Below are 24,428 nucleotides of genomic sequence, written 5' to 3'. Positions count from 1 at the left end.
CCGCATCTGCAGCAACCTTGACCGAGATCATGCGGTCAGGGTTCATTGGCGGCTCGCCACGCTGGATCGCGTCCACATGCTCCATGCCTTCGATGACACGGCCATAAACGGTGTATTGGCCGTTCAGGAAATTGTTGTCAGAGAAGTTGATGAAGAACTGGCTGTTGGCCGAGTTCGGGTTGGCAGAACGTGCCGCGCCGATGGTGCCACGGTCATGCGGCAGTTTGGAGAACTCGGCTGGCAGGTCTGGCATGTCGGAGCCGCCTGTGCCGGCCATGCGGATGTTGAAATCCTTTTCCATGTTCCCGTTTGCCACGTCGCCGGTTTGCGCCATGAACCCGTCAATTACACGGTGAAACGCGACGTTGTCGTAGGCGCCGGAGCGCGCCAGCTCTTTCATGCGCGCGCTGTGCTGCGGGGCAACGTCGGGCAGCAACTCGATCGTCACTGTGCCGCCGGTGAGTTCCAACAGGATTGTGTTTTCGGGATCTTTGATATCGGCCATTTTAAGGGCGCTCCTAAGCGTTTTGAATTTGGCGACAAACTAGACCAGTTGCAGGCGGTGTAAACCCCCGCCAGCAAACGCAGTGCTCGCTTTTGAACCTAGCCCAAGCGTTCAAGCAAAGCAGCTTTGACTGGGGGTGTGACGAACTTCGAGACATCGCCGCCAAGGCGGGCTATCTCTTTGACCAGCTTGGACGCAATTGCCTGATGCTGGGCTTCAGCCATCAAGAACACAGTCTCGACGCTGTTATCCATTGCACGGTTCATCCCGACCATCTGATATTCGTACTCGAAATCGGCAACAGCGCGCAGGCCGCGAATAATCACAGTTGCACCGACATCGCGGGCACAATGGATCAACAGGTTTTCAAACGGGTGCACCAATATTTCGCAGCCGGATTCCGCGCTGACCTGAGCGCACTCGGCCTCAATCATTGCGGTGCGTTCCTCGAGCGAAAACAACGGCCCCTTGTCGCGATTGATCGCGACGCCAATCACCAAGCGGTCGACCAAGGAACAGGCCCGACGGATGATGTCGGAATGCCCAAGCGTGATGGGATCAAATGTTCCCGGGTAAAGTCCAATGCGCATGAGCTGGGCCCTTGTTCGTCTGAAGCACGGCTACGCAACAATATTGCGCAGTGGATTGCAAGGCGATTATATTCAAGCCTTTCGGATGCGACCCTCATAAGGTTTCGGCACGCGGAAAAACGAAGTCGCGCGGGCGGCAGTTGATCAGAGGAGCACGGCTAGTGCCCCATGATCATACCTTCCAGCGCATCTTTCTCCATCGCAAGCTCGCTCAGCCGAGCTTTGACAACGTCGCCCAGAGTGATCAGTCCGACCATCACCCCATCCTCGATGACAGGCATGTGGCGAAAGCGGCCCTCGGTCATCGTCGCCAAGATGGAGTCGGCGCGATCACTTGTTGTGCAAGTCACAAGCTTTTTGGTCATCATGCTGTCCACGCTTTCGGATAGACAGCCCGCACCGCGTTTGCCGATTTCACGTACAATGTCGCGCTCCGAAAGGATACCTAGTGCCGTTTTCTTATCAGAGGACACCACAACCGAACCGATCCGGCGTGTGGACAGCATGTTGGCTGCATCCGAGACCGAGGCGTCCGGCCCGATCGTTACAACACCGTCATCCGCCTTAAGCTTCAAAATGTGGCTTACCAGCATTCACTTCTCCTCTTCTTTTCAAACAATAGCGTTCAATATCTCTACTGTCGTCCCAAGGTTGGGTTTGCGTCAAGTCTGGCCTTCAAGCCTTACCACTTCTTGGCGAATTTTAGTTCCGAGTTCCTGCGCGAAAAAGCGCAACCTCGAGATGTTGCGGTCGTCGGCGTGGCGGACAAGATAGAAGCTTCGTTTCAACGAAAACTGGTCGTCCAGCACCCGTTTCAGCTCTGGCGCGAATGGCAGTGCAAAATCGTGGCCGATCACCAACCCTGCCCCCACGCGCGCCCAATTAAGTTGCACCGACGCCGAGTTGGAGGCGAAGTTGGTGTGCGGCCCACCGATTTCCGACAGATAATCAAGCTCTGAGTCGAAAATCAGATCCGCAATGTAGCCGATGATTTTGTGATCTTTCAGGTCGCTCAACTTTTTCAAAGGCGGGGCTTTGGCGATGTAGTCGTGGCTGGCCATCAGGTGCAAATGATAGTCGGCAAGCTTCTGGCTCGTCAGCCGCCCAGCTGTGGGTGGCGACACAGTGATCGCCATATCCGCCTCGCGTTTTGACAGGTTTAGCACCCGCGGGAGCGCTACGATCTGAACCTCTAGCCCCGGATGTTCAGCACAGATCGCGGCGCATACCTGAGGCAGCAGATAATTCGCGCAGCCATCCGGTGCCCCGACGCGGATTTGACCGGTCATTGCTTCGGCCCCTCCGGTCGCATCATCATGGGCATTCAGGATCGCCGTCTCGACTGCCTCCGCACGTGATGCCAGCCGCTCCCCCGCTTGGGTTAGCGCGTAACCTTGCGGGGATTTGATGAACAGCGTGACGCCCAACGCCTCCTCCAACCGCGCGATCCGACGACCGACCGTTGCCGGATCCAGCCGCAATGCTTTACCACCGCGCGACAGGCTTTCCGTTCGGGCCACGGCAAGAAAAACCCGTAAATCGTCCCACTTAGGTTCAGCCATCTCAGTCCTGACATTTTTGCAAAATAGTTTTGGGAAACTGGACCTTTTTATTGCAGAAATGCAAGCATAAGCTGGCGTGGAAAACTTAGGAGGATTCTATGCAAGAGCTTACCCACTACATCAATGGTGCCCACGTCAAAGGCACCTCCGGTCGCTTTGCCGACATCTTCAACCCTGCAACTGGTGAAGTTCAGGCAAAGGTGCCTTTGGCGTCGAAGGACGAGTTGGATCAAGCCGTTCAGATCGCCGCCGCAGCCCAACCTGCGTGGGCTGCCGTGAATCCTCAGCGACGTGCGCGGGTGATGATGAAGCTCGTCGACCTTCTCAACCGTGATATGGACAAACTGGCCGAAGCGCTGTCGCGCGAGCATGGTAAAACGCTGCCGGACGCTGCGGGCGATGTGCAACGCGGTTTGGAAGTCGTGGAATACTGCATCGGCGCCCCACAGCTGCTGAAAGGTGATTACACCGATAGTGCAGGCCCTGGCATTGACATGTATTCGATGAAGCAGGCGCTTGGTGTCACTGCGGGCATCACCCCCTTCAACTTCCCTGCGATGATCCCGATGTGGATGTTCGCCCCGGCAATCGCTTGCGGCAACGCCTTCATCCTCAAGCCATCCGAGCGTGATCCCTCCGTGCCACTGATGCTGGCCGAGTTGATGGAGGAGGCCGGCCTGCCGAAAGGCATCCTGCAAGTTGTCAACGGCGACAAAGAGGCCGTGGACGCCATTCTGGAGCATGACGTCATTCAGTCGGTCGGCTTCGTCGGCTCTACCCCGATTGCCGAATATATTTACGGCAAGGGCTGTTCTCACGGGAAGCGCGTCCAATGTTTTGGCGGCGCGAAAAACCATATGATCATCATGCCCGACGCTGACATGAACCAAGCCGCTGATGCGCTGGTGGGTGCTGGCTACGGCGCAGCGGGCGAGCGTTGCATGGCGATTTCCGTTGCGGTGGCCGTGGGCGACGATACCGCAGACCGTTTGCTGGAGCATTTGGTTCCGAAGGTCGAGGCGCTGAAAGTTGGACCCTACACCTCTGGCAATGATGTGGACTACGGCCCTGTCGTAACCGCCGCCGCCAAGGCTAATATCGAGCGCCTGGTTCAGACTGGCATTGACCAGGGCGCCAAGCTGGTTGTCGACGGGCGCGGCTTCAAGCTTCAAGGCTACGAAGACGGCTTCTTTGTTGGCCCGCACCTGTTTGATGGCGTCACCACGGACATGGACATCTACAAGTACGAGATCTTTGGGCCCGTGCTGTCGACCGTGCGCGCCCAGACTTACGAAGACGCCCTGAAGATGGCGATGGACCACGAATACGGCAACGGCACCGCGATCTTTACCCGTGATGGCGACACCGCTCGTGATTTCGCGAACCGTGTCAATATCGGCATGGTTGGCATCAACGTACCGATCCCTGTTCCTTTGGCCTACCACACCTTCGGTGGCTGGAAGAAATCCATGTTCGGCGATTTGAACCAGCATGGCCCCGATGCGTTCAAGTTCTATACGCGCACCAAAACCATCACGTCGCGCTGGCCTTCGGGCATCAAAGAGGGCGGTGAGTTCTCTATCCCAGTGATGGAATAAGCTGACGATCAGCGCCCTTGCCTTTTAACGGCAAGGGCGCATGACTAAATGTGTGCTCAATTCTGTGGGAGGAAGACATGGACTTCGCGTTATCCGATGAGCAAACCGCCATTTTCGATATGGCAAAGGCCTTTGGCGACGAATTCATCGCCCCAAATGCGCTTCAGTGGGAAAAAGACGAAAACATTCCCAAAGACCTGTGGCCCCGATTGGCAGAGCTCGGATTTGGGGGGCTTTACGTCTCTGAGGACAGCGGCGGCTCCGGCCTGTCACGCCTTGACGCGACGCTTGTGTTTGAGGCCCTTTCGATGGCCTGCCCTTCGGTTGCGGCGTTTCTCTCTATCCACAACATGTGTGCCGCCATGATCGACAAGAATGGCTCCGATGCGCTCAAGGCAAAGTATCTTGAGAAAGCCCTGTCGATGGAGACCTTTTTTTCCTATTGCTTGACAGAACCCGGTTCCGGTTCCGACGCGGCAGCGTTGAAGACCCGTGCCGAGCGGACCAACGAAGGGTTTGCGCTGTCTGGTACCAAGGCGTTCATCTCTGGCGGCGGATACTCCGATGCCTATATCGTCATGGCGCGCACCGGCGATGCGGGTCCTAAGGGCATTTCGGCTGTGGTGGTTGACGACGGCGCAGATGGGCTGTCATTCGGCGGACTTGAGGACAAAATGGGTTGGCGCGCGCAACCAACGCGCCAAGTGCAGTTGGACAATTGCAACATTCCGGCCGACAATTTGCTAGGTGATGAGGGTAAAGGTTTCACATATGCAATGCAGGGACTGAATGGAGGGCGTTTGAATATCTCCGCCTGTTCGCTTGGGGCCGCGCAGTCAGCGTTGGACAAAACTCTCGCCTATATGTCCGAACGCCAAGCCTTCGGTAAATCCATTGACCAGTTCCAAGCCCTGCAATTCCGCCTCGCCGATATGGAGATCGAACTGCAAGCCTCCCGCGCTTTTCTGCGCCAAGCGGCTTGGAAGCTGGACACCAATGCACCTGACGCTGTGCAGCATTGCGCCATGGCCAAGAAGTTCGTGACAGAGGCCGGATCGCGTGTCGTTGACGGGTGTTTGCAGCTGCATGGCGGCTATGGCTATCTGGCGGATTACGGCATCGAGAAACTGGCACGGGACCTCCGTGTGCATCAGATCCTTGAGGGCACCAACGAGATCATGCGCATGATCGTCGCCCGCCAGATGATCGCGGCATGAGTGACATCTTCATCCGCGTCGAAGGTCGCGCTGGTCGGATCACCCTGCAGCGCCCTGAGGCGCTGAATGCTCTCACCTATGAGATGGTGCTCGCGATTGAAACCGCGCTGGACGACTGGCGCGTGGCGGACATCGATCTTGTCATGCTGGATGCAGAGGGCGACCGCGCCTTCTGCTCTGGTGGCGACATTGCAGATATGTACGCCTCCGGCCAGAAGGGCGATTTGGATTACGGGCGTCAGTTCTGGCGGGACGAGTATCGTTTGAACGCCAAAATCTTCGAATACCCCAAGCCGATCGTCAGTTTTCTTCAAGGTTTCACCATGGGAGGCGGTGTTGGCGTCGGGTGTCATGGATCGCTTCGCATTGTCGGTGACAGCAGCCAGATCGCTATGCCCGAATGCGGCATTGGCCTTGTGCCCGATGTCGGCGGATCCCTGATGCTGGCTCTGGCGCCGGGACGGCTGGGAGAATACTTGGGGCTTACGGCCACTCGGATGGGGCCGGCGGATGCTATCTTCTCGGGTTTTGCTGATGCTTACGCGCCAGAGGCCGTATGGCCGGACCTGAAGGCACAGATGATTTTAACGGGCGAAATTCCTCAGATAGGTGGCCCTGCCCCAGCGGGCGTGCTCCAGGCCCGCCTTGAAGACATTGACCGCCACTTCGCCGGAGAAACCCTTGGTGACATCGTGCGGTCGCTCAAGGCCGATGACGGTGAGTTCGCGCAAACTGCCTTGAAGGCGCTGAACCGCAACGCGCCCTTGGCGATGGCCTGCGCTATGGCCATCGTTCGGCGCTTGCGCTCCGCGAGTTCGATCCGTCAGGCGCTGGATCAGGAGTTTCGTTACACCTACCGATCTGTCGCACAAGGCGATTTCATCGAAGGTATCCGCGCCGCAATCATCGACCGCGACCGCAGCCCGAAATGGGCGCATGACGGCCCCGAGGCGGTCAAGGAAATTGACGTGAGCCAAATGTTGATGCCCCTTGGGGCCCATGCTCTGAACTGGGAGGAGATGCCATGAAAATCGGATTTATCGGACTTGGAAATATGGGGGCACCCATGGCGTCCAACCTCGCAAAAGCAGGGCATGACGTTGTAGGCTTCGACATCGCCAACCAACCGCCTGCAGGCGTGAACGCCGCGAAGACCGTCACCGAAGCTGCGACGGACATGGATGTCGTCATCACCATGCTTCCCAATGGTGCAATCCTGCGGAGCGTCGCGGATCAGGTGATCCCCGCAATGCGCCAAGGGGCGACCCTGTTGGACTGCTCGACCGTCGACGTCGAAAGTGCGCGCGCCGTTGCGGACAAGGCCCAAGCAGGTGGATTGATGGCTGTGGACGCCCCCGTCTCTGGCGGGATTGGCGGCGCTGCGGCCGGCACACTGACCTTCATGGCCGGCGGCACAGATGAGGGTTTTGCCTCTGTCGCCCCGTTGTTCGACGTGATGGGGCAAAAGGCCGTTCACTGCGGCCCATCGGGCAACGGTCAGGCCGCCAAGATTTGCAACAACATGATTCTGGGTGTCACAATGATCGGCACCTGCGAGGCCTTCGCGTTGGCAGACAAGCTCGGGCTGGACCGCCAGAAGATGTTTGATGTGGTGTCCACATCTTCGGGCTACTCTTGGACCATGAACGCCTATTGCCCCGCTCCGGGTGTGGGCCCACAGAGCCCTGCTGATAACGACTATCAACCCGGATTTGCAGCCGACCTGATGCTGAAAGACCTGCGACTGAGCCAGCAAGCTGCAGAAGCCTCGGACGCAGACACACCAATGGGCGCTCGTGCGACTGAGCTTTATGCACAATTCGTCGAGGAAGAAGACGGTGCAGGGCGCGATTTCTCGGCAATGCTGCCGCGCTTCGTCTCACGTCGGCGGCATTAAGGCCAATCCCCATTGGTTTAATTAGGGCGGGGGCCATAGCTTCCGTGCTTTTCACATGCTGCAGAGGCACCAAAACGCACCGCGCCCACGCTTCGACATCTAAAGACTTTACTATGGGAAGGAGTGGCGCGGTTGACGGGGCTCGAACCCGCGACCCCCGGCGTGACAGGCCGGTACTCTAACCAACTGAGCTACAACCGCGCATCGGCCTGTGGGGTTCATTTAGTGCAGCGGTGGCGCGGTTGACGGGGCTCGAACCCGCGACCCCCGGCGTGACAGGCCGGTACTCTAACCAACTGAGCTACAACCGCCCGCTGCACACCTGAACCCTCAGGCGTGGGGGTGGTATTATGTCCCTGTATCGACCTCGTCAAGCGGCGATACGACCTGCCGTGCGTTTTTCGACAATTCTGCAAGATCTTCCCAACGGACGGGAAGGCTCGTGACCGTTTGCCCGAACATCTGGTCGGAGCCAGCGGTTCCTTCGACCCCGCCAAGACGGCGGTAGAACGCGCGCGCACGCAAGTTCGTGTCCACAACCGTCAGCCAGAGAGTATGCCCCCCAAGCGCTGCTAACGCGTCGGCGAGATGTGCCATGAGCAGATAGGAGGCTCCCCCGCCCCTCGCCGCTTCCAGCATATGCAAATTGTCGAGATAGGGCTCTTCTCCCAGGCGAGTCGCCGCAAACCCGAGAATCTTTCCTGAGGTATCGAAGGCACCAAACAGCAGATCACACTCGGTCAGTCCCGCCGACCAGCGTTGCGCGATGTCGCGTTCCATCGGCGCGCCGAGATAATCCCGAGGTAAAACATCCGCATAGGTGCCGCGCCAGCTATGCAACTGCACTTCAGCAACAGCGCCTAGGTCAGCGTCATCCAATCGGCGGATGCGAACATGGTTGAGAGATGTCTTCATATCATCCTCCGGCTACCTGATCGGGGTCTGCCTAAGTGGGGGAGATGGTGGGTGGTGAGGGGCTCGAACCCCCGACATCCTCGGTGTAAACGAGACGCTCTACCAACTGAGCTAACCACCCGACTGGCGATCCATTAGCGGAAAGCAGACCACGACCGCAACCCCAAAACGGGTCGTTGGCCCGCGTCTAAGGCAAAATTATTTCAGAACCTCGTGGTGGCCATCTTTCAAATGAAAAACCACGCCCTGCCCGCCCGGCAAATCCTCCATCGCCTCATTCGGCAAATTTAGCGCGACCACTCGCAGCATCCGCGAGGTGATCCCATGGGTGACCAGCACGGCAGGCCCCGCCAGCGCCCCTAGAAACGCCTCACAACGCTGTCTTAAGGCCGGAAAGCCTTCGCCGCCCTCGGCCTGTTCGTAGAACGCCAGTGGACCGTCCACCGTCATCCTCGGATCACCGCTAATGGACAGCTCCGCACGCATCCGCCCTTGCCACTTACCTACATCGATTTCCCTGAGCGACGGATCCGTGTTGATCTCGTGCCCCGCATCGCCAAAGATTTCCAACGCAGTATGCAACGCCCGAATTTGCGGGCTGGATATGATCCGAGCTGCTGAAAGGTCCACGTTGGCCAAGATACGCTGCTGCGTATGAGCCTGCGCGATCCCTTTCTCTGTCAGCGGGGAATGCAGCCGTCCTTGCATGCGACCCGAGACGTTCCATTCCGTCTCGCCGTGGCGCAAAATGTATAACTCCGGATAGCGACTGGCCATCAACACACCACCTTAAAAACAGGCGGCGCGCCCGACACGAAAACCGTGGGGCGCGCCAAAACTGGTGGGTGATAAGAGATTTGAACTCCTGACATCTTCGATGTGAACGAAGCGCTCTACCACTGAGCTAATCACCCGTTGGCGGGCGGTTTAGCGTTACTCTGCCGCTTCTGCAAGTGGCTCATTGGGGAGGTCCGGCTTCGGTTCTTTCAGCTTGGCGCGGAGCACAACCATCTTGCCATTTGGCGTATCCTTGGTGCGTGCAATCTTGATTTTACCCAAGGGAGGCAGCGACAGATTGTTGCCTTCGCGCAGCGCATCAGCGAGCGCATCCATGGTTGCTTCGAGGGCACGACGGGCGTCGCCCTTCTTCATGCCGCTTTTGGCGACCATGCGCGCGACCATTTCTTTTTTGGTCCATTCAGGCGCGTCGGCAGTGATCGAAACATCCGGATTCACCGATTTGGTCGACACGACTGTGGCTTTCGGCGCCGTCTTGGCGGCAGCCTTAGGTGTAGTGCTTGCAGCCCGTGTAGTGGACCGTTTGGTCTTCTTCGTACCTGTGGTTTTAGGTTTGGTAGCCATGAGATTGCTCGATCCCGCAATGAAATTTATGAAGCATTAATACCAACTCCGTGTGAACAGTGCCAGATGATTGTTTCCAAAACGGAAATGGTGTGCGTTTTAGGTCAATAGGCGCGAATAGAGCAGCAGTCCGAACTGCTCCAATGTTCGCGACGTCTTTGGCCATGTTGCAGCCCAAGCCAACGGATCCAGCCCCGCCCCCGCCCGTAAGGCGGCAATGTCGCGACGACCATCTATGCCCGCGATGACGCGTCCGGCCTGTTTGGGAAGCGATACTTTGTGCGTCACGCCGTTCAGAGTCACCGGAATCTCGCCAGTTGACGCCACAACCTTGGCCAGTGCTCCGGCAGATACTCCCTTCAGATGCGGCACAGCGCGGTCAGATTGCCCAGCGACTTTGGGTGAAGATGACTTCAACCGCGCGTAGACGACATGTGTTTTGATCGTTCCGTCCAACTTTTCCGCAAGTGCCATCGCCGTGACGTCGTCCATACCGTCAGGCCGTTGGGTGAAACGCTCCAAGTCGTAGAGGAAAGCCTGCGGGAGGCCTCCGATGGCCAGACCAGAGTTGCTAAGCGATTGGGAAAGTTGGTCAATCCGATAGGGCCGGTCCTGCGAGTGCAGCAGCAAATCATAAAACCCTGCATCACTTTGCTTGTGGTCCACCAAATGCGGGTTCCGCTTGAAGGGATGCCCCTCTGGCAGCGCCTTAAACATTGCTTTGGCGCGCGCCAGTTTCTGTTGGGGGGACAGGCCTTGGGTAAGCGCGCCAAACGCATCTTGCAACGGGTACACACCAGAGCGCCCAAAAGGGGCATAAACCATCAGCCCGATACCACCCTCGGGGGCCACCGCAGCTGCAAGCGCATCGAACCCGTCTTGCGGTTCCGGCAAGTGATGCAGCACTCCGCAACAATCGATATAATCAAAAGGGCCGTATTGCGGAGCATCCAGCAAGCTGCCTGTGATAAAAGTGATGCCCTTGAGGCCACGCGTTTTGGCGCGGGCCTCGGCGACTTTGCGAGATGCGGTAGACAGATCGATGTAAGTGATCTCGTAAGCCCGCCCCGCGCTGGTCAGAACCTGAGCCAGTTGAATGAGCGCATCCCCAGTCCCGCCGCCCGCGACCAGAATGCGGATGGTGACGGACCAATCCCGCTGCCCGCCGAACAGATGGTGGTCTAACTCCAACGGATGGGACGGTGACCCCGTGATGAGACGCGCCTTTTCGTCCTTCGGGTCGCGTTCAGGATATGGAAACGCTTCATACTGGGCGGCGACGTCAGTCATGATGCAGCCCCTTCAAAAATGATTGGGTGGTCGCGCAGTCCTTCGGCCTGCTTTGCAGACAGGCTTGCTTCGCGCACCAGATAGGTGTGGATCGAGAACACGACAGCCTGCGTTTTTTGCAGGCGGAGCATGCATTGGCGTTCCGACCGGATGAAGCCGGTTTGGCCGGCATCGCGAAGGGCGTCGGAGCCACGTCGGGGATGATGCAGGTCGGGATCGGCGTAGATCAGCGCGTTGCTCCGCGTCAGCGGTTGATCGACCCGTATCGCACTAAACATCCGCTCTACCTTTCGCGCAAGCATGTCGTCATACTCCTCGACTGGATCGTGGATCGCCGTGAGCGGCTTTCCAAATTTGTCGGCCAAAGACCAGCTCGCGGGGAAACACAAAAGTGCGCCGGTGAGCACATGCACATCGCCCTGCTTTTGCAGGATCACGAAATCTTCTTGAAACAGCGTAGACAGGGTTTCGAATGGCGCGTTGAAATCAGGTTCGATTGCGCGGCCATCGGGACATAGAACTGCCTCACCTCGGGAAAATCCGGCTGGCAGATGGGTCAGCGCTGTTTCGAGCAGCTCTTGCGCTGGCGCGATGCATTGAGGATCGCACATCAGAACCGCAGCGCGTTTCTCGCGTAGAAGTCGTGCCTTGTAGGCAAGCTGCGCCGAATAAGCGTCATCGACCTGCAACCAGTCCGAGTAAGCGAGCGGCACCACGCCAGGTAAGCGGCGGGTTCGGTCTTCCATCCACGGCGCGAATGGCAAGTGACTTTGCAGAATTGGCTCCATACCGTCTTTAACCACCCAAAATCGACATTATCCATGACGTTTTTAAAACAGCCCAGCGTCCCGCCGCCACCCAAACTACACCCAACAAGGAGGCCGGCTATGAACACCCATTTTCGCGACACTCGAAAAATCGACCCCAGCAAAGGCATGCGACTGGGTGATGGCAACCTTAATGACAATGACCGGATCGAGATCGGCCCAACCCTGCTGGCCTATCAAGAATGGGAGGAGGCTGGTCTTGCCCTGCCCGATCTCGAACGCATGCGCGAATTTCGCTGGACCCGCCTGACCCAACATATCGTCGAACGCGACTGGGGCGGATTGCTGATGTTTGATCCGCTCAACATCCGCTACGCCACAGACAGCACGAATATGCAGCTTTGGAACACTCACAATCCGTTCCGCGCGGTGCTGCTATGCGCGGACGGCTACATGGTAATTTGGGATTATAAGAACTCGCCTTTCCTGTCGAAATTCAATCCTCTCGTGCGTGAACAACGCTCTGGCGCGGATTTGTTTTATTTCGACCGAGGGGACAGGATCGACGTCGCAGCAGATGTGTTCGCGACACAGGTTCGGGAGTTGATAGCGGAACATGGTGGAAGCAACTCTCGCATCGGTGTCGACAAGATCATGATCCACGGCTTACGCGCGTTGGAAGCGCAAGGGTTCGAAGTCATGCCCGGCGAGGAATGCACTGAAAAATCGCGGTCGATCAAGGGGACAGACGAAATTCTAGCCATGCGCGCGGCGTGTTTCTCTTGTGAGGCAGCCGTTTTAGAGATGGAAAACTTCGCGCGCCTGAACGTCCCCAACGGAGGCACCAGCGAGGATGATATTTGGGCGGTGCTCCACGCAGAAAACATCCGCCGCGGCGGCGAGTGGATCGAAACGCGCCTTTTGGCCTCGGGTCAGCGGACCAACCCTTGGTTCCAAGAATGCGGCCCACGCATTACGCAAAACAACGAGATCATCAGCTTCGACACCGACTTGGTTGGCGCATACGGCATCTGTTGTGACATCTCGCGCAGTTGGTGGATCGGGGACGAGGCACCGCGCCAAGACATGATCGATGCGATGAAACACGGGCACGAGCATATCATGACAAATATGGAAATGCTGAAGCCCGGCATCTCGATCAATGAATTGAGTGCCCGCACCCATGTCCTGCACGACAAGTTTCAGGCCCAAAAATACGGATGCCTGATGCACGGGGTTGGCCTGTGCGACGAGTGGCCGTTGGTGGCCTATCCTGGAAAGCATGTTGATGGCGCCTTCGATTATGAGCTTCAGCCGGGTATGACTCTGTGCGTTGAAGCCTTGGTGGGTGAGGTCGGAGGCGACTTTTCGATTAAGCTCGAAGATCAGGTTTTGATCACCGAGGACGGCTACGAAAATCTCACGAAATATCCGTTCGATGCCGCGCTCATGGGCGGAAGCTGACACAACTGCTCACCATGCCGTGACAATGGTCATGCAAACCTTGTTTGCTGCGCTCAAGAACTCCATTCCTAGTGGTACGCATTTCGAGCAGGAGCCTAACCATGGGCATTGAACGCATAAACTTCACCGGCCATTCCGGTGCATCGCTAGCGGCACGTCTGGACATGCCGGACGGCCCGCACCTTGCGACCGCACTTTTTGCGCATTGCTTCACATGCTCGAAAGACATCTCCGCCGCCAAGCGCATCTCGGCGCGCCTCGCGGGAATGGGGATCGCCGTCATGCGCTTCGACTTTACCGGTCTTGGGCATTCGGATGGCGAATTCGAAAACACCACCTTCACCTCCAACGTCGATGACCTGCTGCTCGCCGCAGAGCATCTGGAGAGTCTTGGCATGGCCCCGACCCTGCTCATCGGTCATTCCCTTGGCGGAGCCGCGATCTTGAAGGCCGCGCCGCGCATCAAATCCGCCAAAGCGGTTGTGACCATTGGAGCGCCTTTTGATCCGGCGCATGTCACGCATAATTTTAAAGACGCCTTGTCAGATATCCAATCCAAAGGCGTGGGCGAGGTAGTGTTGGGTGGCCGCCCGATCCGGATCGGGCGCGACTTCGTGGAAGACATCGCGGCAGAGAACCTCGTGGACTCCATTCGCAATCTCAAGAAGTCCCTTCTGATCTTGCACGCCCCGCTCGACGAAACCGTCAGCATTGAGAATGCCGCGCAGATCTTCCAGCACGCCAAGCATCCAAAGAGCTTCGTGACCCTGTGCCATTCCGACCACCTGATTTCCCGACCCGATGACGCGGAGTATGTGGCGACTGTCATCGCAGGTTGGGCGTCACGCGATCTGGAATTGCGCCCGCCTGCCCCACCCATTGGTGCGCCAGAGGGCGTCGTTCGGGTGACGGAGGCTGATCCCGATGGATTTTTGCAGGACATCAACTCCGGCCCGCGCCACCACATCCAAGCGGATGAGCCGCTTGCCTATGGCGGGACAAATCGCGGCATGTCGCCTTACGGCCTTCTGGCCTCAGGCTTGGGGGCTTGCACTTCAATGACCATTCGCATGTATGCCCGCCGCAAGAAGTGGCCCCTTACCCGCGTGTGGGTGGATGTAACACACAACGCCATGCACGCGCAGGATGCCGGCGGACCGTCCAAAATTGACCGCTTCAACCGTGAGATTCATCTTGAGGGTGACCTGGACGAGGCGCAGAGGCAACGCCTGCTAGAGATCGCGGACAAATGCCCCGTTCACAAGACGCTTGAGTCTGGCGCTGAAATCAAAACAGTTCTAGCAGATTGATTTCGAAGAAATTAATCTCGCCAAAAGCGGATGTAGTAGAAAGCAAAAAACGCTTCGACTGCGACGGCGAGCATTATGCCAAGTCCCGCTACCCCGCGAAATAGCTCGAACAAGCCTAAGATCATGAGCCCTGCCATGCTGACGGCGAAGGCCAAAGATACGACCTGCCTGACCTCATCGCTTTCCGTGTCGGACGTGACAAGGGCTAGAACCGAAAAGCCTGCAAACAGCATCGCAGCGCGGCGGGCAATAAAATCAGCAGAGGCCGACGCGTCGATGGAAAAAAGCCAGTAGATCGGCGCAGGAAAGAACAACAATACCAAGCAAAGCGCTGCTGTGATCGCAAAGGCCAGCTTGTTCACGACATCGAACGTCACTCCGCTGCCACCTTCTTCTTATCGATCACCTTCGGCAGGGGCTTCTTGGGCTGCAACATCGGCTTGAGATAATAGCCTGTGTAAGAGCCGTCGACCTCCGCCACCTGTTCCGGCGTGCCGGTTGCCACGACCTGACCACCGCCATCGCCGCCTTCAGGCCCAATGTCGATGATGTGGTCGGCAGTCTTCACGACGTCCAAATTGTGCTCAATCACGATGACGGAGTTGCCTTGATCGACCAGCTCATGAAGCACTTCGAGCAACTTCTTCACATCTTCAAAGTGCAGCCCAGTGGTCGGCTCGTCCAAAATATACAACGTGCGGCCGGTCGAGCGTTTGGCGAGTTCTTTAGACAATTTCACCCGTTGCGCTTCGCCGCCGGATAGCGTTGTGGCCTGCTGGCCAACCTTGATGTAGCCCAGCCCCACCCGCATGAGCGCGTCCATCTTCTCGCGGATCGAGGGCACCGCCTTGAAGAAATCCTGTGCGTCTTCCACCGTCATGTTCAGAACGTCTGCGATTGATTTGCCCTTGAACTTGACCTCGAGAGTTTCACGGTTGTACCGCGCGCCCTTACAGGTTTCGCATTCAACATAAACGTCGGGCAGGAAGTGCATCTCGATCTTAATGACGCCGTCACCTTGGCAGGCCTCGCACCGCCCGCCCTTCACGTTGAACGAGAAGCGACCGGGCTTGTAGCCTCGCGCCTTGGACTCTGGCAGCCCTGCGAACCAGTCGCGGATCGGTGTGAAAGCCCCCGTGTAGGTCGCAGGGTTAGAGCGCGGTGTGCGCCCAATAGGGCGCTGGTCGATGTCGATAACTTTGTCGAGGTGTTCCAGACCCTTGATCGTCTCGCAAGGGGCCGGAGTTTGACGCGCGCCGTTCAGCGTCATCGACGCCGTTTTGAACAGAGTCTCAATGGTCAGCGTGGACTTTCCACCGCCGGACACACCCGTGACGCAGACAAATTTGCCCAAAGGGAAATCGACGGTAACGTCATGTAAGTTGTTTCCCGACGCTTTCACGACGGTCAGCTTCTTCTTGTTTCCTTTGCGCCGCTCGGATCGCACAGGGATTTGGCGTTTGCCTGTCAGGTATTCGCCGGTGATCGAGCCTTCGGTCGCGGCGACTTCAGCTGGCGTACCTTTGGCCACGACCTGACCGCCATGCACCCCTGCCCCTGGGCCTATATCAAAGACATAATCCGCTTCACGAATGGCCTCTTCGTCATGCTCCACCACAATCACGGTATTGCCTTGGTCACGTAGATTCTTCAGCGTCGTCAGCAGCCGATCATTGTCACGTTGATGGAGGCCAATCGACGGCTCGTCGAGCACGTAAAGAACCCCGGTCAGGCCGGAGCCGATCTGGCTCGCCAGTCGGATACGCTGGCTTTCACCACCCGACAACGTGCCCGCGTTGCGCGACAGTGTCAGATACTCAAGACCCACATTGTTCAGAAAGCCCAAGCGCTCGCGGATCTCTTTCAGGATTGCCCGTGCGATCTCGTTTTTCTGTTTGCTCAAGGCGGCGGGAACATTCTCGCACCAGTCGAACGCTTCCTTGATCGACATCTCAACCACTTGGCCCGCGTGCAAGCCATCGATCTTCACGGCCAAGGCCTCGGGGCGAAGACGGTATCCTTCGCAGACATGGCATTTGCGGTTGTTCTGGTACCGTTCAAACTCTTCGCGAATCCAGTTACTGTCCGTCTCGCGGTAGCGGCGCTCCATATTCGGAATGACGCCTTCGAAACTGCGGGTCACCTGATAGACACGACCACCCTCGTCATAGCGGAACGGAATTTCATCATCGCCCGAACCATAGAGGAATACCTGCTTCACATGGGCATCAAGGTTCTTCCAAGGGGTGTTTTTGTCGAATTCGTAGTGGTTTGCGATGGCTTCGATGGTCTGAAGGAAATACGGACTTTTGCCCTTCCGCCAAGGCGCAAGCGCCCCATCGTACAGCTTGAGCGTCTGGTCAGGCACGACAAGGCGCTCGTCAAAGAACAACTCAACCCCTAGGCCGTCACATTCAGGGCAAGCCCCGAATGGCGCGTTGAATGAAAACAGGCGCGGCTCAATTTCGGGGATGGTGAAGCCGGAAACAGGGCAGGCAAATTTCTCCGAGAATGTAATTCGCTCGGGCTCACCTTCCTTCGGAGCGGTTTCCAGAATGGTGATCCCATCCGCCAGATCAAGCGCTGTTCGGAAGCTGTCCGCAAGCCGAGTTTCCAGCCCTTCGCGCACGATAATGCGGTCAACCACGACGTCGATGTCGTGTCGGTATTTCTTGTCCAGCGTCGGGGGGCTGTCGAGCTCGTAGAACTCGCCGTCGACTTTGACACGTTGAAAGCCTTGCTTGGCCAGCTCCATGAATTCCTTGCGGTATTCGCCTTTGCGGTCGCGAATGATCGGAGCCAGCAGATAGCCGCGCGTCCCCTCCTCCATCGTCATAACGCGGTCAACCATATCTTGGACCTGTTGAGCCTCGATCGGTTTACCCGTGGCCGGCGAATACGGCGTGCCGACGCGGGCAAACAGCAGGCGCATGTAGTCATAAATCTCAGTGACCGTCCCGACGGTCGAGCGCGGGTTCTTCGACGTTGTCTTTTGCTCAATGGAAATGGCAGGACTAAGCCCAGAGATGTGATCCACATCCGGCTTTTCCATCATATCAAGGAACTGACGCGCATAGGCCGACAGCGACTCGACATATCGGCGCTGCCCTTCGGCATAGATCGTATCGAAAGCGAGCGACGACTTGCCAGAGCCCGACAGCCCTGTGATCACCACAAGCTGATCGCGGGGGATGTCTACGTCGATGTTCTTCAGATTGTGCTCGCGCGCGCCGCGCACTTCGATGTTCTTCAACTCAGCCATGGTCCACCCCAGATGTGTTGAGCCACACTTAATACGTCTGGCCGGAGGTTCCAACGGGTTATCAGAACATTAAGCGAACATCTACAGATTTATTTGATCCGCGCCCGCAGCAAAGCCGTGCACACGATCCCAATGGCACAAAACACGGCCATCAAAAGACATACGCCCCCCAGCCCCGCCTGATCGAAGGTGATCACGAAAAGCGGTGTGCCAGTGGTGGTTCCCACATTGCCCAACTGCGCAATGCCACCTGTTGCACGGGCGCGGTCGGTTGCATTGTCATTGAAATAGGGGATGGCGGCAAAGGACGCCGCAGGATTCAGCGCCATGACAAAGAACAGCGCAAACAGGGGCCAAATGGCGGGGCTAGCGACATAGACCAAACCACTTGCGGCAATGGTCAGAGCAAAGCCCACAATCACCAGCTGATCGGGCACAACACGTTTGCCAAGCACACCGCCCACAAGGGTGCCTCCGATGCTGATCAACGGCAATGCCGTGATAGCCCAGACTGGCAGATCAAGGGCGACGGGCAACACAGCAAGTAGTGCAATGTAAAGGATCGTGTACCACACGAAACCGCCACCGGGGATCAGCAGGCGCGGTGTTGAATAGATAATATGATGCTCTGCCGGATAGGAAATCGGGACGGGGGTTGCGATACGCTCGCGCGGGAGAAGCACCAGCAATGCCAACCCCATCGCAAGCATTCCAACGCCATGCGCCAGGAACACCGCGCTCAGCCCGCCCAAGGCCAAAAGAGACGGGAGTATCGCAGCGGTCAATGCCATCGAAATCCCAAAGAACGAAGCCCAAATGCCCATCACCACCGAACGGTCCTTGTCGGACGCAACGCTCGCCATCAAGGTCGGAGCCGCAACTACAATCGCCAGATGCGACAGCCCTTCGGCCACGCGCAACGCCACGAAAAGCGAGATATGAGGCAGGCTCGCCTCCAGTAGGGACAACGCGCCGCCCGCAAACAGTGCAAAGGTAAGTGCACGAGCCACCCCGATCCGAGCGACAACAGATCCCGCGACGGCACCAAGCACGATCCCGACCATGCCAACAATCGAGATGAGCACAGGCACGAACGCCCCTCCCTCTGGGTAGGTGTCCCGCAATACCGGCAGCGTCAGCGTCAACTTGCCAAACTGCGCAGCTGCGAAAAGCCCCGCTAAAAGCAGAGAAAAGACCAAAAGCCAGTTTGTTTTTTGTGGAGCCATGTGTGCGTTTTGCGCTGCACGAAGCACCGCGTCAATCTGCTATGCCGCACAGAAAAGGCGCGCGGGTTGCCCCACGCGCCAAATCAAGGATCATGCGCCGCGCGAGCGGCCCATTTAGATCATGGCCCTCTCAGAAGTGGATCGCGCGACCATACGCATCAAGCACAGATTCGTGCATCATCTCTGACAGCGTCGGGTGCGGGAAGACGGTGTTCATCAGATCTTCCTCGGTTGTCTCCAAGGCGCGCCCGACGACATAGCCTTGGATCAGCTCTGTCACTTCCGCGCCGATCATGTGGGCGCCCAGCAACTCGCCGGTTTTTTCGTCAAAGATGGTTTTGACCATACCTTCCGGCTCTCCCAGAGCAATCGCCTTGCCGTTGCCAATGAACGGGAAGCGGCCAACCTTGATTTTGTATCCTGCCTCTTTCGCCTTTTCTTCGGTGAAACCGACGGAGGCCACTTGAGGATGGCAATAGGTGCAACCTGCAATGCTCTCGGGACGCACCGGATGGACATGGTTTTTGCCTGCAATCAGCTCTGCCACCATGACGCCCTCGTGGGACGCTTTGTGCGCCAACCAAGGAGCGCCGGCGATATCGCCAATGGCGAACAGCCCATCGACACCTGTGCGGCAGTATTCATCTACGATCACGTGGGTGCGGTCGATTTTGACACCAAGCGCCTCCAGCCCCAGATTTTCGACATTGCCAACAATGCCGACCGCAGAAATCACAGTGTCAAACTCGACTCCCTCGATTTTGCCGTTTGCTTCGATATGCGCCGTTACCTTGCCCTTGCCACGGTCGAGCTGTTTGACCATGGTTTTTTCCATGATCTTCATGCCCTGCTTGACGAATTGCTTCTTGGCGAAGGCGGAAATTTCAGCGTCTTCTACGGGCAGGATACGGTCCATCACCTCTACGACTGTCGTGTCGCAACCCAGCGTGTTGTAGAAGCTGGCAAACTCGATCCCGATTGCGCCGGACCCGATCACCAGAAGCTTCTTGGGCATCCGCTTGGGCGTCAGTGCGTGTTTGTAGGTCCAGACTGTATCGCCGTCAGCCTCCAAGCCCGGCAGTTCACGTGCACGTGCACCGGTGGCCAGCACGATGTTTTTCGCGGTCAGCTCTTCTGTGCCCTTATCAGTTTTGACCGAGACCTTGCCTTTGGCTGGGATTGTGGCTTCGCCCATTATCGTTGTGATCTTGTTCTTTTTCATCAGGTGGCCGATGCCGCCCGACAACTGCCCTGCCACGGCGCGCGAGCGTTTGACGACCGCATCCAGATCATACCCGATATTATCGGCCTTCAAGCCGTAGTCCTTAGCCCGTTCCATCAAGTGGAACACTTCGGAAGATCGCAGCATCGCCTTGGTCGGGATACAGCCCCAATTCAAGCAAATACCGCCCAAATGCTCCCGCTCTACAATGGCCACGTTGAGCCCAAGCTGAGCACCCCGAATTGCGGCGACATAGCCGCCGGGGCCTGCCCCAATTACGATAAGATCGAAGGATTTCGCGGCCATTATGTCTTTCTCCCGGGTCGAGTTTGAAGTAGTTTAGCGTTAAACTACTTTTTTTCACCCCGCAAAGCAATGTGAGAATGTGCCGTTGCGTCATGCTTTCACTGCATAACTTTCAGCGTTGGTTTTTTTCCAATTGCTCAAGGGCTTTGGCCAATAATGCTCCTACCCTCCGCGTCCCCTTTCGGGACAAGTGAATGCCATCAAGGGCAAAATGGCTGCGGTTGGAAGGATCAATCGCGGCTTTCGTCCGGACGAACTCAACGCCTTTCATCCGCTCCGCCAAGCGGCGTTGACGCTCTGTTAACTCTTTGACCACTTGCTCGCAGCGCGAGAACAGGTTCGGCCGTTTGTTGCCCTGATAATATGCCAGCAGGATTACCTTTGGCCCGTCTTTGCGGATCTGGGCCGCCAGATCAGGAAGCACGCCTGCCTTGGCGTCCTTGGTGATCAAACGGTCCAATACACCGTCGCACTGGTTGCAACCACATTTTGCCAACAGGTCATTCGCGCCGCCATTGACCACAACCCAATTCCAGTCGCCTTTGGTGTATTGCGTGGGGATCACGCTACGTGCTTTGCCCGTGGCACCGGTGAGATATAGCTTCGCGCCAGAGGCCGCGCGGTTCTCGACCGAGCGCCGAGTGCGCTTTTGCAGCACCTGTGGGATTGAAGCCCCCCTTATGCTTTGCCATTCCAACATACTGTCACCGATGACCAGAATGTCTTCCTTGCCCTGAGCATAAGACGGGATGGACGCGGCCAATACGAGACAGGCCGCCATCAACTGCTGACGAAAATAGAGGTTCACGCGTGTCTGATCCTTAGCCTGCGGCACTCACAGCGTTTACGGTTGTTCCGTATCCACCGTCTTCCAAATAGGCGTTTTCGGTCTGCGTCGTCCTGCGGTCAAGGGCTTCGTTGCGATACGGGAAGCGCCCGAACTTGCGGATGACTTCGCGGTGAGCCTTTGCATGGAGCAGATTGCCGGCCCCTGTTTGCGGCATGCGCGTCATAAACAGACGCACACAGCGTTCCTGATCGGTCACACTCTCGGAATGCATCAGAGGAAGATAGAAGAACTGCCGCGCGGGCTCATCAATCTTCAAATCCCAATTCTTGCTGATAACTGTTTTTGCAACGGCCAATGCCAGACGGTCTGACGCGAAGGCCTGTTCAGTTCCTCGGAACATGTTGCGCGGGAACTGGTCGGTTAGAATGATATAGGCCAACACGCCGCTTGGATAGGTCATCCACATCGACAGCCCGCCTTTCATAGCATTGTGCCAAAGCGGCTCGAACCGATCACGAATTTCGGCGTCTAGCGCCTCGCCTCCCGCGTACCAGCCCTTCTCGCCCTGTTCATCCAACCAGAACGAAAGCACTTTCTCAGGTGTAGACATGGCAATTCCTCCCGTGCCGCCGCCCCCAAGTGTTAATAAACTGTTACAATTCAAAGGCAAAACCGCAAGCCTTTTTAAACAACTTGATTAATTGTTGGTCTCATCGGCCACATCGTCTGTTGCCTCAGCGATCTCTTCTGCGGCCTCCACATAGTACTCTTGCGCCATCTCAGCGATGTAGGGCGTAGAGCCAGGACCAACCGCCGCGTATGGAACTGCTTCGTATTCGTCCTCCTCCGAGTAGGCCGATGCACGGCGAGTCATTCGGTATGCGGCGTAAGCGGTGGTCACAGCCATTGTCACCATAATCACCAACCAGAAACCCGATGGGCCGAACTGGGTCATCAACCAACCCGTCACAACAGGGCCTGCAATCGCGCCAAGCCCGTTTACAAACAACAGCCCGCCCGAGGCGCCTGCCATGTCATCGGGTTCCAGATAGTCGTTGGTGTAGGCGATCAGCAAGGAATACAGCGGGTTTGTCATCCCCCCGATTACAAAAGAACAGGCCAGCAGCACGGGGAAGTAGTCACCAAACACCCAAGCAACGCATGCGGCGACGCAGGCCAGCGCTGACACCCAAAGGATCAAAACGCGCCGATCCATCCGGTCCGACATCCAGCCAATCGGGTATTGCAATATCATTGCGCCCACGAAGATCGAGGAGACGAAGACCGAAATCTGTGGGACCGAGAATCCTGCCGCCGTTCCGTAAACAGCCGACATGCCAAATTGAGCCGAGAACACTCCGCCTAGCAGCAGCATCCCTATCACACCTAGGGGAGAGACCTTGAACAAGTCTCTAAAACTCAGCTGCCGAGTTGTTCCAAACGCAGGCGTTGGTGCGACAGACAGCAAGATCGGTGCAAAGGAAATAGACACCAGCACTGACGGGATGATGAACAGGATAAACCCGCCGGGATCCGCCACGTTCAGCAACCCTTGCGCGGCTACAATCCCGACCATTTGAACGATCATGTAAAGCGACAGGGCCTGTCCGCGCGTTTCGTTGGAGGAAGAATTGTTCAACCAACTTTCCGCGGTGACATAAACACCAGAGAAACAGAACCCGATGATGACCCGAAGAATGACCCACGCAATAGGATCAGTTACCGCAGGATACAGGATCAACGTCGCAGAAATAAAGGAGCCCAATGCTGCGAACACACGCACGTGGCCGACCCTTTGAATAAATCCCGGTGCCAGTCTCGAGCCGCCAAGAAACCCAAGGAAATAGCCGGACGTAATCAATGACAACTCGAACGTGCTGAACCCTTCGATCCCGCCCCGCACACCGATAAGCGAGCCCTGAAGGCCGTTGCCGACCATCAACAACATCATCCCCAACAGAAGCGCCCATGAAGACTTTAGAACTTCAAACATATTACGTCCCTTGATCCCGATGAAGGTCACGCTCACTCGAAGGCGTATCCGATTGAGGGCGCCTATAGAGACCCAAGTCCGACCTCACAAGGGCCACCAGCGTCAAAGCCTAGGGCAAGAGAAGTGAGGAATCCCCGTAAGAGAAGAAACGGTAGTCGTGGGCTATGGCATGATCGTAAATTTCGCGCACCCTTTGCTGACCCATCAGCGCGGAGACGAGCATCATCAGCGTCGATTTCGGCAGGTGGAAATTGGTCATCAATGCATCCGCGATTTGAAAGGTGAAGCCGGGGTAAATGAAGATGTCGGTCTCGCCCTGCCACGGGCCGATTTGCCCGTCCCCGGTGGCTGCGCTTTCGATCAGTCGCAATGCGGTCGTTCCAACCGGAATGACCCGTCGACCTTCCGTTTTTGCCGCGCTTATCTGGGCCGCGGCTGCCTCTGGCACGCGCCCCCATTCCGCGTGCATCTTGTGGGTTTGCACATCCTCGACCTTTACCGGCAGAAATGTCCCTGCTCCGACGTGAAGCGTTACATGTGCAAATTCGACGCCATTGGCAGCAAGCCTCTCCAGCAGGGCTTGATCAAAATGCAAAGACGCCGTGGGGGCCGCGACGGCCCCCGTGGTTTTGGCAAAAACAGTCTGGTAGTCGGTTTTGTCCTGCGCATCTGCGGCGCGTTTCGCGGCGATATAGGGCGGCAACGGCATTTGCCCTGCCTCGGCCAGCGCATCGTCAAAGGCTTGGCCCTGTAAGTTGAACGCAAGCGTGGCCTGCCCGTCGTCACGTCCAAGTAGCGTCGCTTCTAGACCTGCCGCAAAGGTTATGGACTCGCCGTCACGAACCTTCCGCAACGGTTTCACGAGCGCACGCCATGTGCCGTCAGGCGTTGGGGATAACAACGTGACCTCGATCTTCGAGACGTTTCCATCGCGCTCACGATGTCCGAACAACCTTGCAGGAATGACCTTTGTATCGTTCAACACAAGCAGGTCGCCCGCACCTAGTAGATCGGGCAAGTCGAAGACGCTCTTATCGGAAAGTTGATCCGGTGTCGCCACAAGCAGCCGTGAGGCACTTCGCGGCACAACCGGGCGTGTGGCGATCAACCGCTCCGGCAGATCGAAGTCAAAGTCGCTTAGTTTCATGGTGT

At 57.2% G+C, this 24,428-nt stretch carries 22 protein-coding genes, 4 tRNA genes and 1 pseudogene; 6 read left to right on the top strand and 21 right to left on the bottom strand.

Translation table 11 applies throughout. The annotated features are described in order from the left end of the window. Position 1: 1 nt before the first annotated feature. From BM352_RS11445 to BM352_RS11430, 4 genes and pseudogenes are all read right to left on the bottom strand, one after another. Positions 2-505: pseudogene (locus BM352_RS11445) on the bottom strand (peptidylprolyl isomerase); the annotation flags it as partial. Between the two features lie 98 nt (positions 506-603). After that, positions 604-1,095, bottom strand: a complete 492-nt coding sequence (coaD, locus tag BM352_RS11440; protein WP_090216867.1) for a pantetheine-phosphate adenylyltransferase — start codon at positions 1,093-1,095, stop codon at positions 604-606. A gap of 158 nt (positions 1,096-1,253) precedes the next feature. Then, the gene (locus tag BM352_RS11435) at positions 1,254-1,688 is read right to left on the bottom strand and encodes a CBS domain-containing protein (protein WP_090216864.1); all 435 of its coding nucleotides are present in this window, start codon (positions 1,686-1,688) and stop codon (positions 1,254-1,256) included. Positions 1,689-1,757: 69 nt separating this feature from the next. Next, positions 1,758-2,657 carry a LysR family transcriptional regulator gene (locus BM352_RS11430; RefSeq protein ID WP_090216862.1) on the bottom strand — a complete coding sequence of 300 codons (900 nt, stop codon included), beginning with the start codon at positions 2,655-2,657 and terminating at the stop codon, positions 1,758-1,760. 98 nt (positions 2,658-2,755) lie between these two features. On the opposite strand from BM352_RS11430, the gene BM352_RS11425 reads away from it, so the two are divergent. The 4 genes from BM352_RS11425 to mmsB all read left to right on the top strand — a co-directional run bounded on the left by BM352_RS11425 (position 2,756) and on the right by mmsB (position 7,369). Then, complete coding sequence (locus BM352_RS11425) at positions 2,756-4,255, top strand: CoA-acylating methylmalonate-semialdehyde dehydrogenase (RefSeq protein WP_090216860.1); 1,500 nt, start codon at positions 2,756-2,758, stop codon at positions 4,253-4,255. A 77-nt stretch (positions 4,256-4,332) separates the two neighbouring features. Beyond that, positions 4,333-5,472, top strand: a complete 1,140-nt coding sequence (locus tag BM352_RS11420) for an acyl-CoA dehydrogenase family protein (protein WP_090216858.1) — start codon at positions 4,333-4,335, stop codon at positions 5,470-5,472. Further along, positions 5,469-6,500, top strand: a complete 1,032-nt coding sequence (locus tag BM352_RS11415) for an enoyl-CoA hydratase/isomerase family protein (protein WP_090216856.1) — start codon at positions 5,469-5,471, stop codon at positions 6,498-6,500. Before BM352_RS11420 ends, BM352_RS11415 begins: the two co-directional genes overlap by 4 nt. After that, positions 6,497-7,369, top strand: coding sequence for a 3-hydroxyisobutyrate dehydrogenase (gene mmsB, locus BM352_RS11410; RefSeq protein WP_090216854.1), 873 nt, complete (start codon positions 6,497-6,499; stop codon positions 7,367-7,369). The genes BM352_RS11415 and mmsB overlap by 4 nt, the downstream gene beginning before the upstream one ends. A gap of 124 nt (positions 7,370-7,493) precedes the next feature. On the opposite strand, the gene BM352_RS11405 is transcribed toward mmsB, so the two are convergent. From BM352_RS11405 to BM352_RS11365, 9 genes are all read right to left on the bottom strand, one after another. Then, positions 7,494-7,570: transfer RNA gene (locus tag BM352_RS11405), tRNA-Asp, on the bottom strand. Positions 7,571-7,603: 33 nt separating this feature from the next. Next, a tRNA-Asp gene (locus tag BM352_RS11400) sits at positions 7,604-7,680 on the bottom strand. A gap of 37 nt (positions 7,681-7,717) precedes the next feature. Then, complete coding sequence (locus BM352_RS11395) at positions 7,718-8,284, bottom strand: GNAT family N-acetyltransferase (RefSeq protein ID WP_090216852.1); 567 nt, start codon at positions 8,282-8,284, stop codon at positions 7,718-7,720. Positions 8,285-8,329: 45 nt separating this feature from the next. Further along, positions 8,330-8,405, bottom strand: a tRNA-Val gene (locus BM352_RS11390). Between the two features lie 77 nt (positions 8,406-8,482). Continuing rightward, a complete protein-coding gene (locus tag BM352_RS11385; RefSeq protein WP_090216850.1) occupies positions 8,483-9,061 on the bottom strand; it encodes a histidine phosphatase family protein in 579 nt (192 codons plus the stop codon). Between the two features lie 62 nt (positions 9,062-9,123). After that, a tRNA-Val gene (locus BM352_RS11380) sits at positions 9,124-9,198 on the bottom strand. Positions 9,199-9,217: 19 nt separating this feature from the next. Further along, positions 9,218-9,646 (bottom strand): HU family DNA-binding protein, encoded by a 429-nt coding sequence (locus tag BM352_RS11375; RefSeq protein ID WP_090216848.1) that lies wholly within the window; start codon positions 9,644-9,646, stop codon positions 9,218-9,220. A gap of 99 nt (positions 9,647-9,745) precedes the next feature. After that, positions 9,746-10,936 (bottom strand): class I SAM-dependent methyltransferase, encoded by a 1,191-nt coding sequence (locus BM352_RS11370; RefSeq protein WP_090216846.1) that lies wholly within the window; start codon positions 10,934-10,936, stop codon positions 9,746-9,748. Beyond that, entirely contained in the window at positions 10,933-11,724 is a 792-nt protein-coding gene (locus tag BM352_RS11365) for a heme-dependent oxidative N-demethylase family protein (protein ID WP_090216844.1), read from the bottom strand. The genes BM352_RS11370 and BM352_RS11365 overlap by 4 nt, the downstream gene beginning before the upstream one ends. Positions 11,725-11,823: 99 nt before the next feature. Here BM352_RS11365 and dddP point away from each other — a divergent pair, with 99 nt between their 5' ends. Then, a complete protein-coding gene (dddP, locus tag BM352_RS11360; RefSeq protein WP_090216842.1) occupies positions 11,824-13,167 on the top strand; it encodes a dimethylsulfonioproprionate lyase DddP in 1,344 nt (447 codons plus the stop codon). A 101-nt stretch (positions 13,168-13,268) separates the two neighbouring features. Beyond that, positions 13,269-14,477, top strand: a complete 1,209-nt coding sequence (locus BM352_RS11355; RefSeq protein ID WP_090216839.1) for a bifunctional alpha/beta hydrolase/OsmC family protein — start codon at positions 13,269-13,271, stop codon at positions 14,475-14,477. Positions 14,478-14,488: 11 nt separating this feature from the next. Here BM352_RS11355 and BM352_RS11350 read toward each other — a convergent pair whose 3' ends face one another. The 8 genes from BM352_RS11350 to queA all read right to left on the bottom strand — a co-directional run bounded on the left by BM352_RS11350 (position 14,489) and on the right by queA (position 24,423). Next, positions 14,489-14,854: a hypothetical protein gene (locus tag BM352_RS11350; protein ID WP_090216837.1), complete on the bottom strand. Its 366-nt coding sequence runs from the start codon at positions 14,852-14,854 to the stop codon at positions 14,489-14,491. Beyond that, positions 14,851-17,739, bottom strand: a complete 2,889-nt coding sequence (gene uvrA / locus BM352_RS11345) for an excinuclease ABC subunit UvrA (RefSeq protein WP_090216834.1) — start codon at positions 17,737-17,739, stop codon at positions 14,851-14,853. Before uvrA ends, BM352_RS11350 begins: the two co-directional genes overlap by 4 nt. 89 nt (positions 17,740-17,828) lie before the next feature. Then, a complete protein-coding gene (locus tag BM352_RS11340; RefSeq protein WP_139229825.1) occupies positions 17,829-18,965 on the bottom strand; it encodes an MFS transporter in 1,137 nt (378 codons plus the stop codon). A gap of 130 nt (positions 18,966-19,095) precedes the next feature. Next, on the bottom strand, positions 19,096-20,493 hold the full coding sequence (gene lpdA, locus BM352_RS11335; RefSeq protein ID WP_090216830.1) for a dihydrolipoyl dehydrogenase: 1,398 nt from the start codon (positions 20,491-20,493) through the stop codon (positions 19,096-19,098). Positions 20,494-20,605: 112 nt separating this feature from the next. Then, positions 20,606-21,301 carry an SGNH/GDSL hydrolase family protein gene (locus BM352_RS11330; protein WP_090216828.1) on the bottom strand — a complete coding sequence of 232 codons (696 nt, stop codon included), beginning with the start codon at positions 21,299-21,301 and terminating at the stop codon, positions 20,606-20,608. Positions 21,302-21,314: 13 nt separating this feature from the next. Further along, positions 21,315-21,893 carry a DUF924 family protein gene (locus tag BM352_RS11325; RefSeq protein WP_090216826.1) on the bottom strand — a complete coding sequence of 193 codons (579 nt, stop codon included), beginning with the start codon at positions 21,891-21,893 and terminating at the stop codon, positions 21,315-21,317. An 87-nt stretch (positions 21,894-21,980) separates the two neighbouring features. Then, entirely contained in the window at positions 21,981-23,276 is a 1,296-nt protein-coding gene (locus tag BM352_RS11320) for an MFS transporter (protein ID WP_090216824.1), read from the bottom strand. A gap of 109 nt (positions 23,277-23,385) precedes the next feature. Then, positions 23,386-24,423 carry a tRNA preQ1(34) S-adenosylmethionine ribosyltransferase-isomerase QueA gene (gene queA, locus BM352_RS11315; RefSeq protein WP_090216822.1) on the bottom strand — a complete coding sequence of 346 codons (1,038 nt, stop codon included), beginning with the start codon at positions 24,421-24,423 and terminating at the stop codon, positions 23,386-23,388. Between the last annotated feature and the right edge of the window lie 5 nt (positions 24,424-24,428).

It is taken from the genome of Litoreibacter janthinus, from assembly GCF_900111945.1.
Lineage (GTDB): Bacteria > Pseudomonadota > Alphaproteobacteria > Rhodobacterales > Rhodobacteraceae > Litoreibacter > Litoreibacter janthinus.
The sequence above is the reverse complement of the archived record's forward strand: the minus strand, read 5'-3'. Positions and strand labels throughout refer to the sequence as shown.

What these genes read in the sequence shown, in the direction of transcription:
- coaD (WP_090216867.1), bottom strand. Translation starts at nt 1,095, where the DNA reads ATGCGCATTGGACTTTACCCGGGAACATTTGATCCCATCACGCTTGGG.
- BM352_RS11435 (WP_090216864.1), bottom strand. Translation starts at nt 1,688, where the DNA reads ATGCTGGTAAGCCACATTTTGAAGCTTAAGGCGGATGACGGTGTTGTA.
- BM352_RS11430 (WP_090216862.1), bottom strand. Translation starts at nt 2,657, where the DNA reads ATGGCTGAACCTAAGTGGGACGATTTACGGGTTTTTCTTGCCGTGGCC.
- BM352_RS11425 (WP_090216860.1), top strand. Translation starts at nt 2,756, where the DNA reads ATGCAAGAGCTTACCCACTACATCAATGGTGCCCACGTCAAAGGCACC.
- BM352_RS11420 (WP_090216858.1), top strand. Translation starts at nt 4,333, where the DNA reads ATGGACTTCGCGTTATCCGATGAGCAAACCGCCATTTTCGATATGGCA.
- BM352_RS11415 (WP_090216856.1), top strand. Translation starts at nt 5,469, where the DNA reads ATGAGTGACATCTTCATCCGCGTCGAAGGTCGCGCTGGTCGGATCACC.
- mmsB (WP_090216854.1), top strand. Translation starts at nt 6,497, where the DNA reads ATGAAAATCGGATTTATCGGACTTGGAAATATGGGGGCACCCATGGCG.
- BM352_RS11395 (WP_090216852.1), bottom strand. Translation starts at nt 8,284, where the DNA reads ATGAAGACATCTCTCAACCATGTTCGCATCCGCCGATTGGATGACGCT.
- BM352_RS11385 (WP_090216850.1), bottom strand. Translation starts at nt 9,061, where the DNA reads ATGGCCAGTCGCTATCCGGAGTTATACATTTTGCGCCACGGCGAGACG.
- BM352_RS11375 (WP_090216848.1), bottom strand. Translation starts at nt 9,646, where the DNA reads ATGGCTACCAAACCTAAAACCACAGGTACGAAGAAGACCAAACGGTCC.
- BM352_RS11370 (WP_090216846.1), bottom strand. Translation starts at nt 10,936, where the DNA reads ATGACTGACGTCGCCGCCCAGTATGAAGCGTTTCCATATCCTGAACGC.
- BM352_RS11365 (WP_090216844.1), bottom strand. Translation starts at nt 11,724, where the DNA reads ATGGAGCCAATTCTGCAAAGTCACTTGCCATTCGCGCCGTGGATGGAA.
- dddP (WP_090216842.1), top strand. Translation starts at nt 11,824, where the DNA reads ATGAACACCCATTTTCGCGACACTCGAAAAATCGACCCCAGCAAAGGC.
- BM352_RS11355 (WP_090216839.1), top strand. Translation starts at nt 13,269, where the DNA reads ATGGGCATTGAACGCATAAACTTCACCGGCCATTCCGGTGCATCGCTA.
- uvrA (WP_090216834.1), bottom strand. Translation starts at nt 17,739, where the DNA reads ATGGCTGAGTTGAAGAACATCGAAGTGCGCGGCGCGCGCGAGCACAAT.
- BM352_RS11340 (WP_139229825.1), bottom strand. Translation starts at nt 18,965, where the DNA reads ATGGCTCCACAAAAAACAAACTGGCTTTTGGTCTTTTCTCTGCTTTTA.
- lpdA (WP_090216830.1), bottom strand. Translation starts at nt 20,493, where the DNA reads ATGGCCGCGAAATCCTTCGATCTTATCGTAATTGGGGCAGGCCCCGGC.
- BM352_RS11325 (WP_090216826.1), bottom strand. Translation starts at nt 21,893, where the DNA reads ATGTCTACACCTGAGAAAGTGCTTTCGTTCTGGTTGGATGAACAGGGC.
- BM352_RS11320 (WP_090216824.1), bottom strand. Translation starts at nt 23,276, where the DNA reads ATGTTTGAAGTTCTAAAGTCTTCATGGGCGCTTCTGTTGGGGATGATG.
- queA (WP_090216822.1), bottom strand. Translation starts at nt 24,423, where the DNA reads ATGAAACTAAGCGACTTTGACTTCGATCTGCCGGAGCGGTTGATCGCC.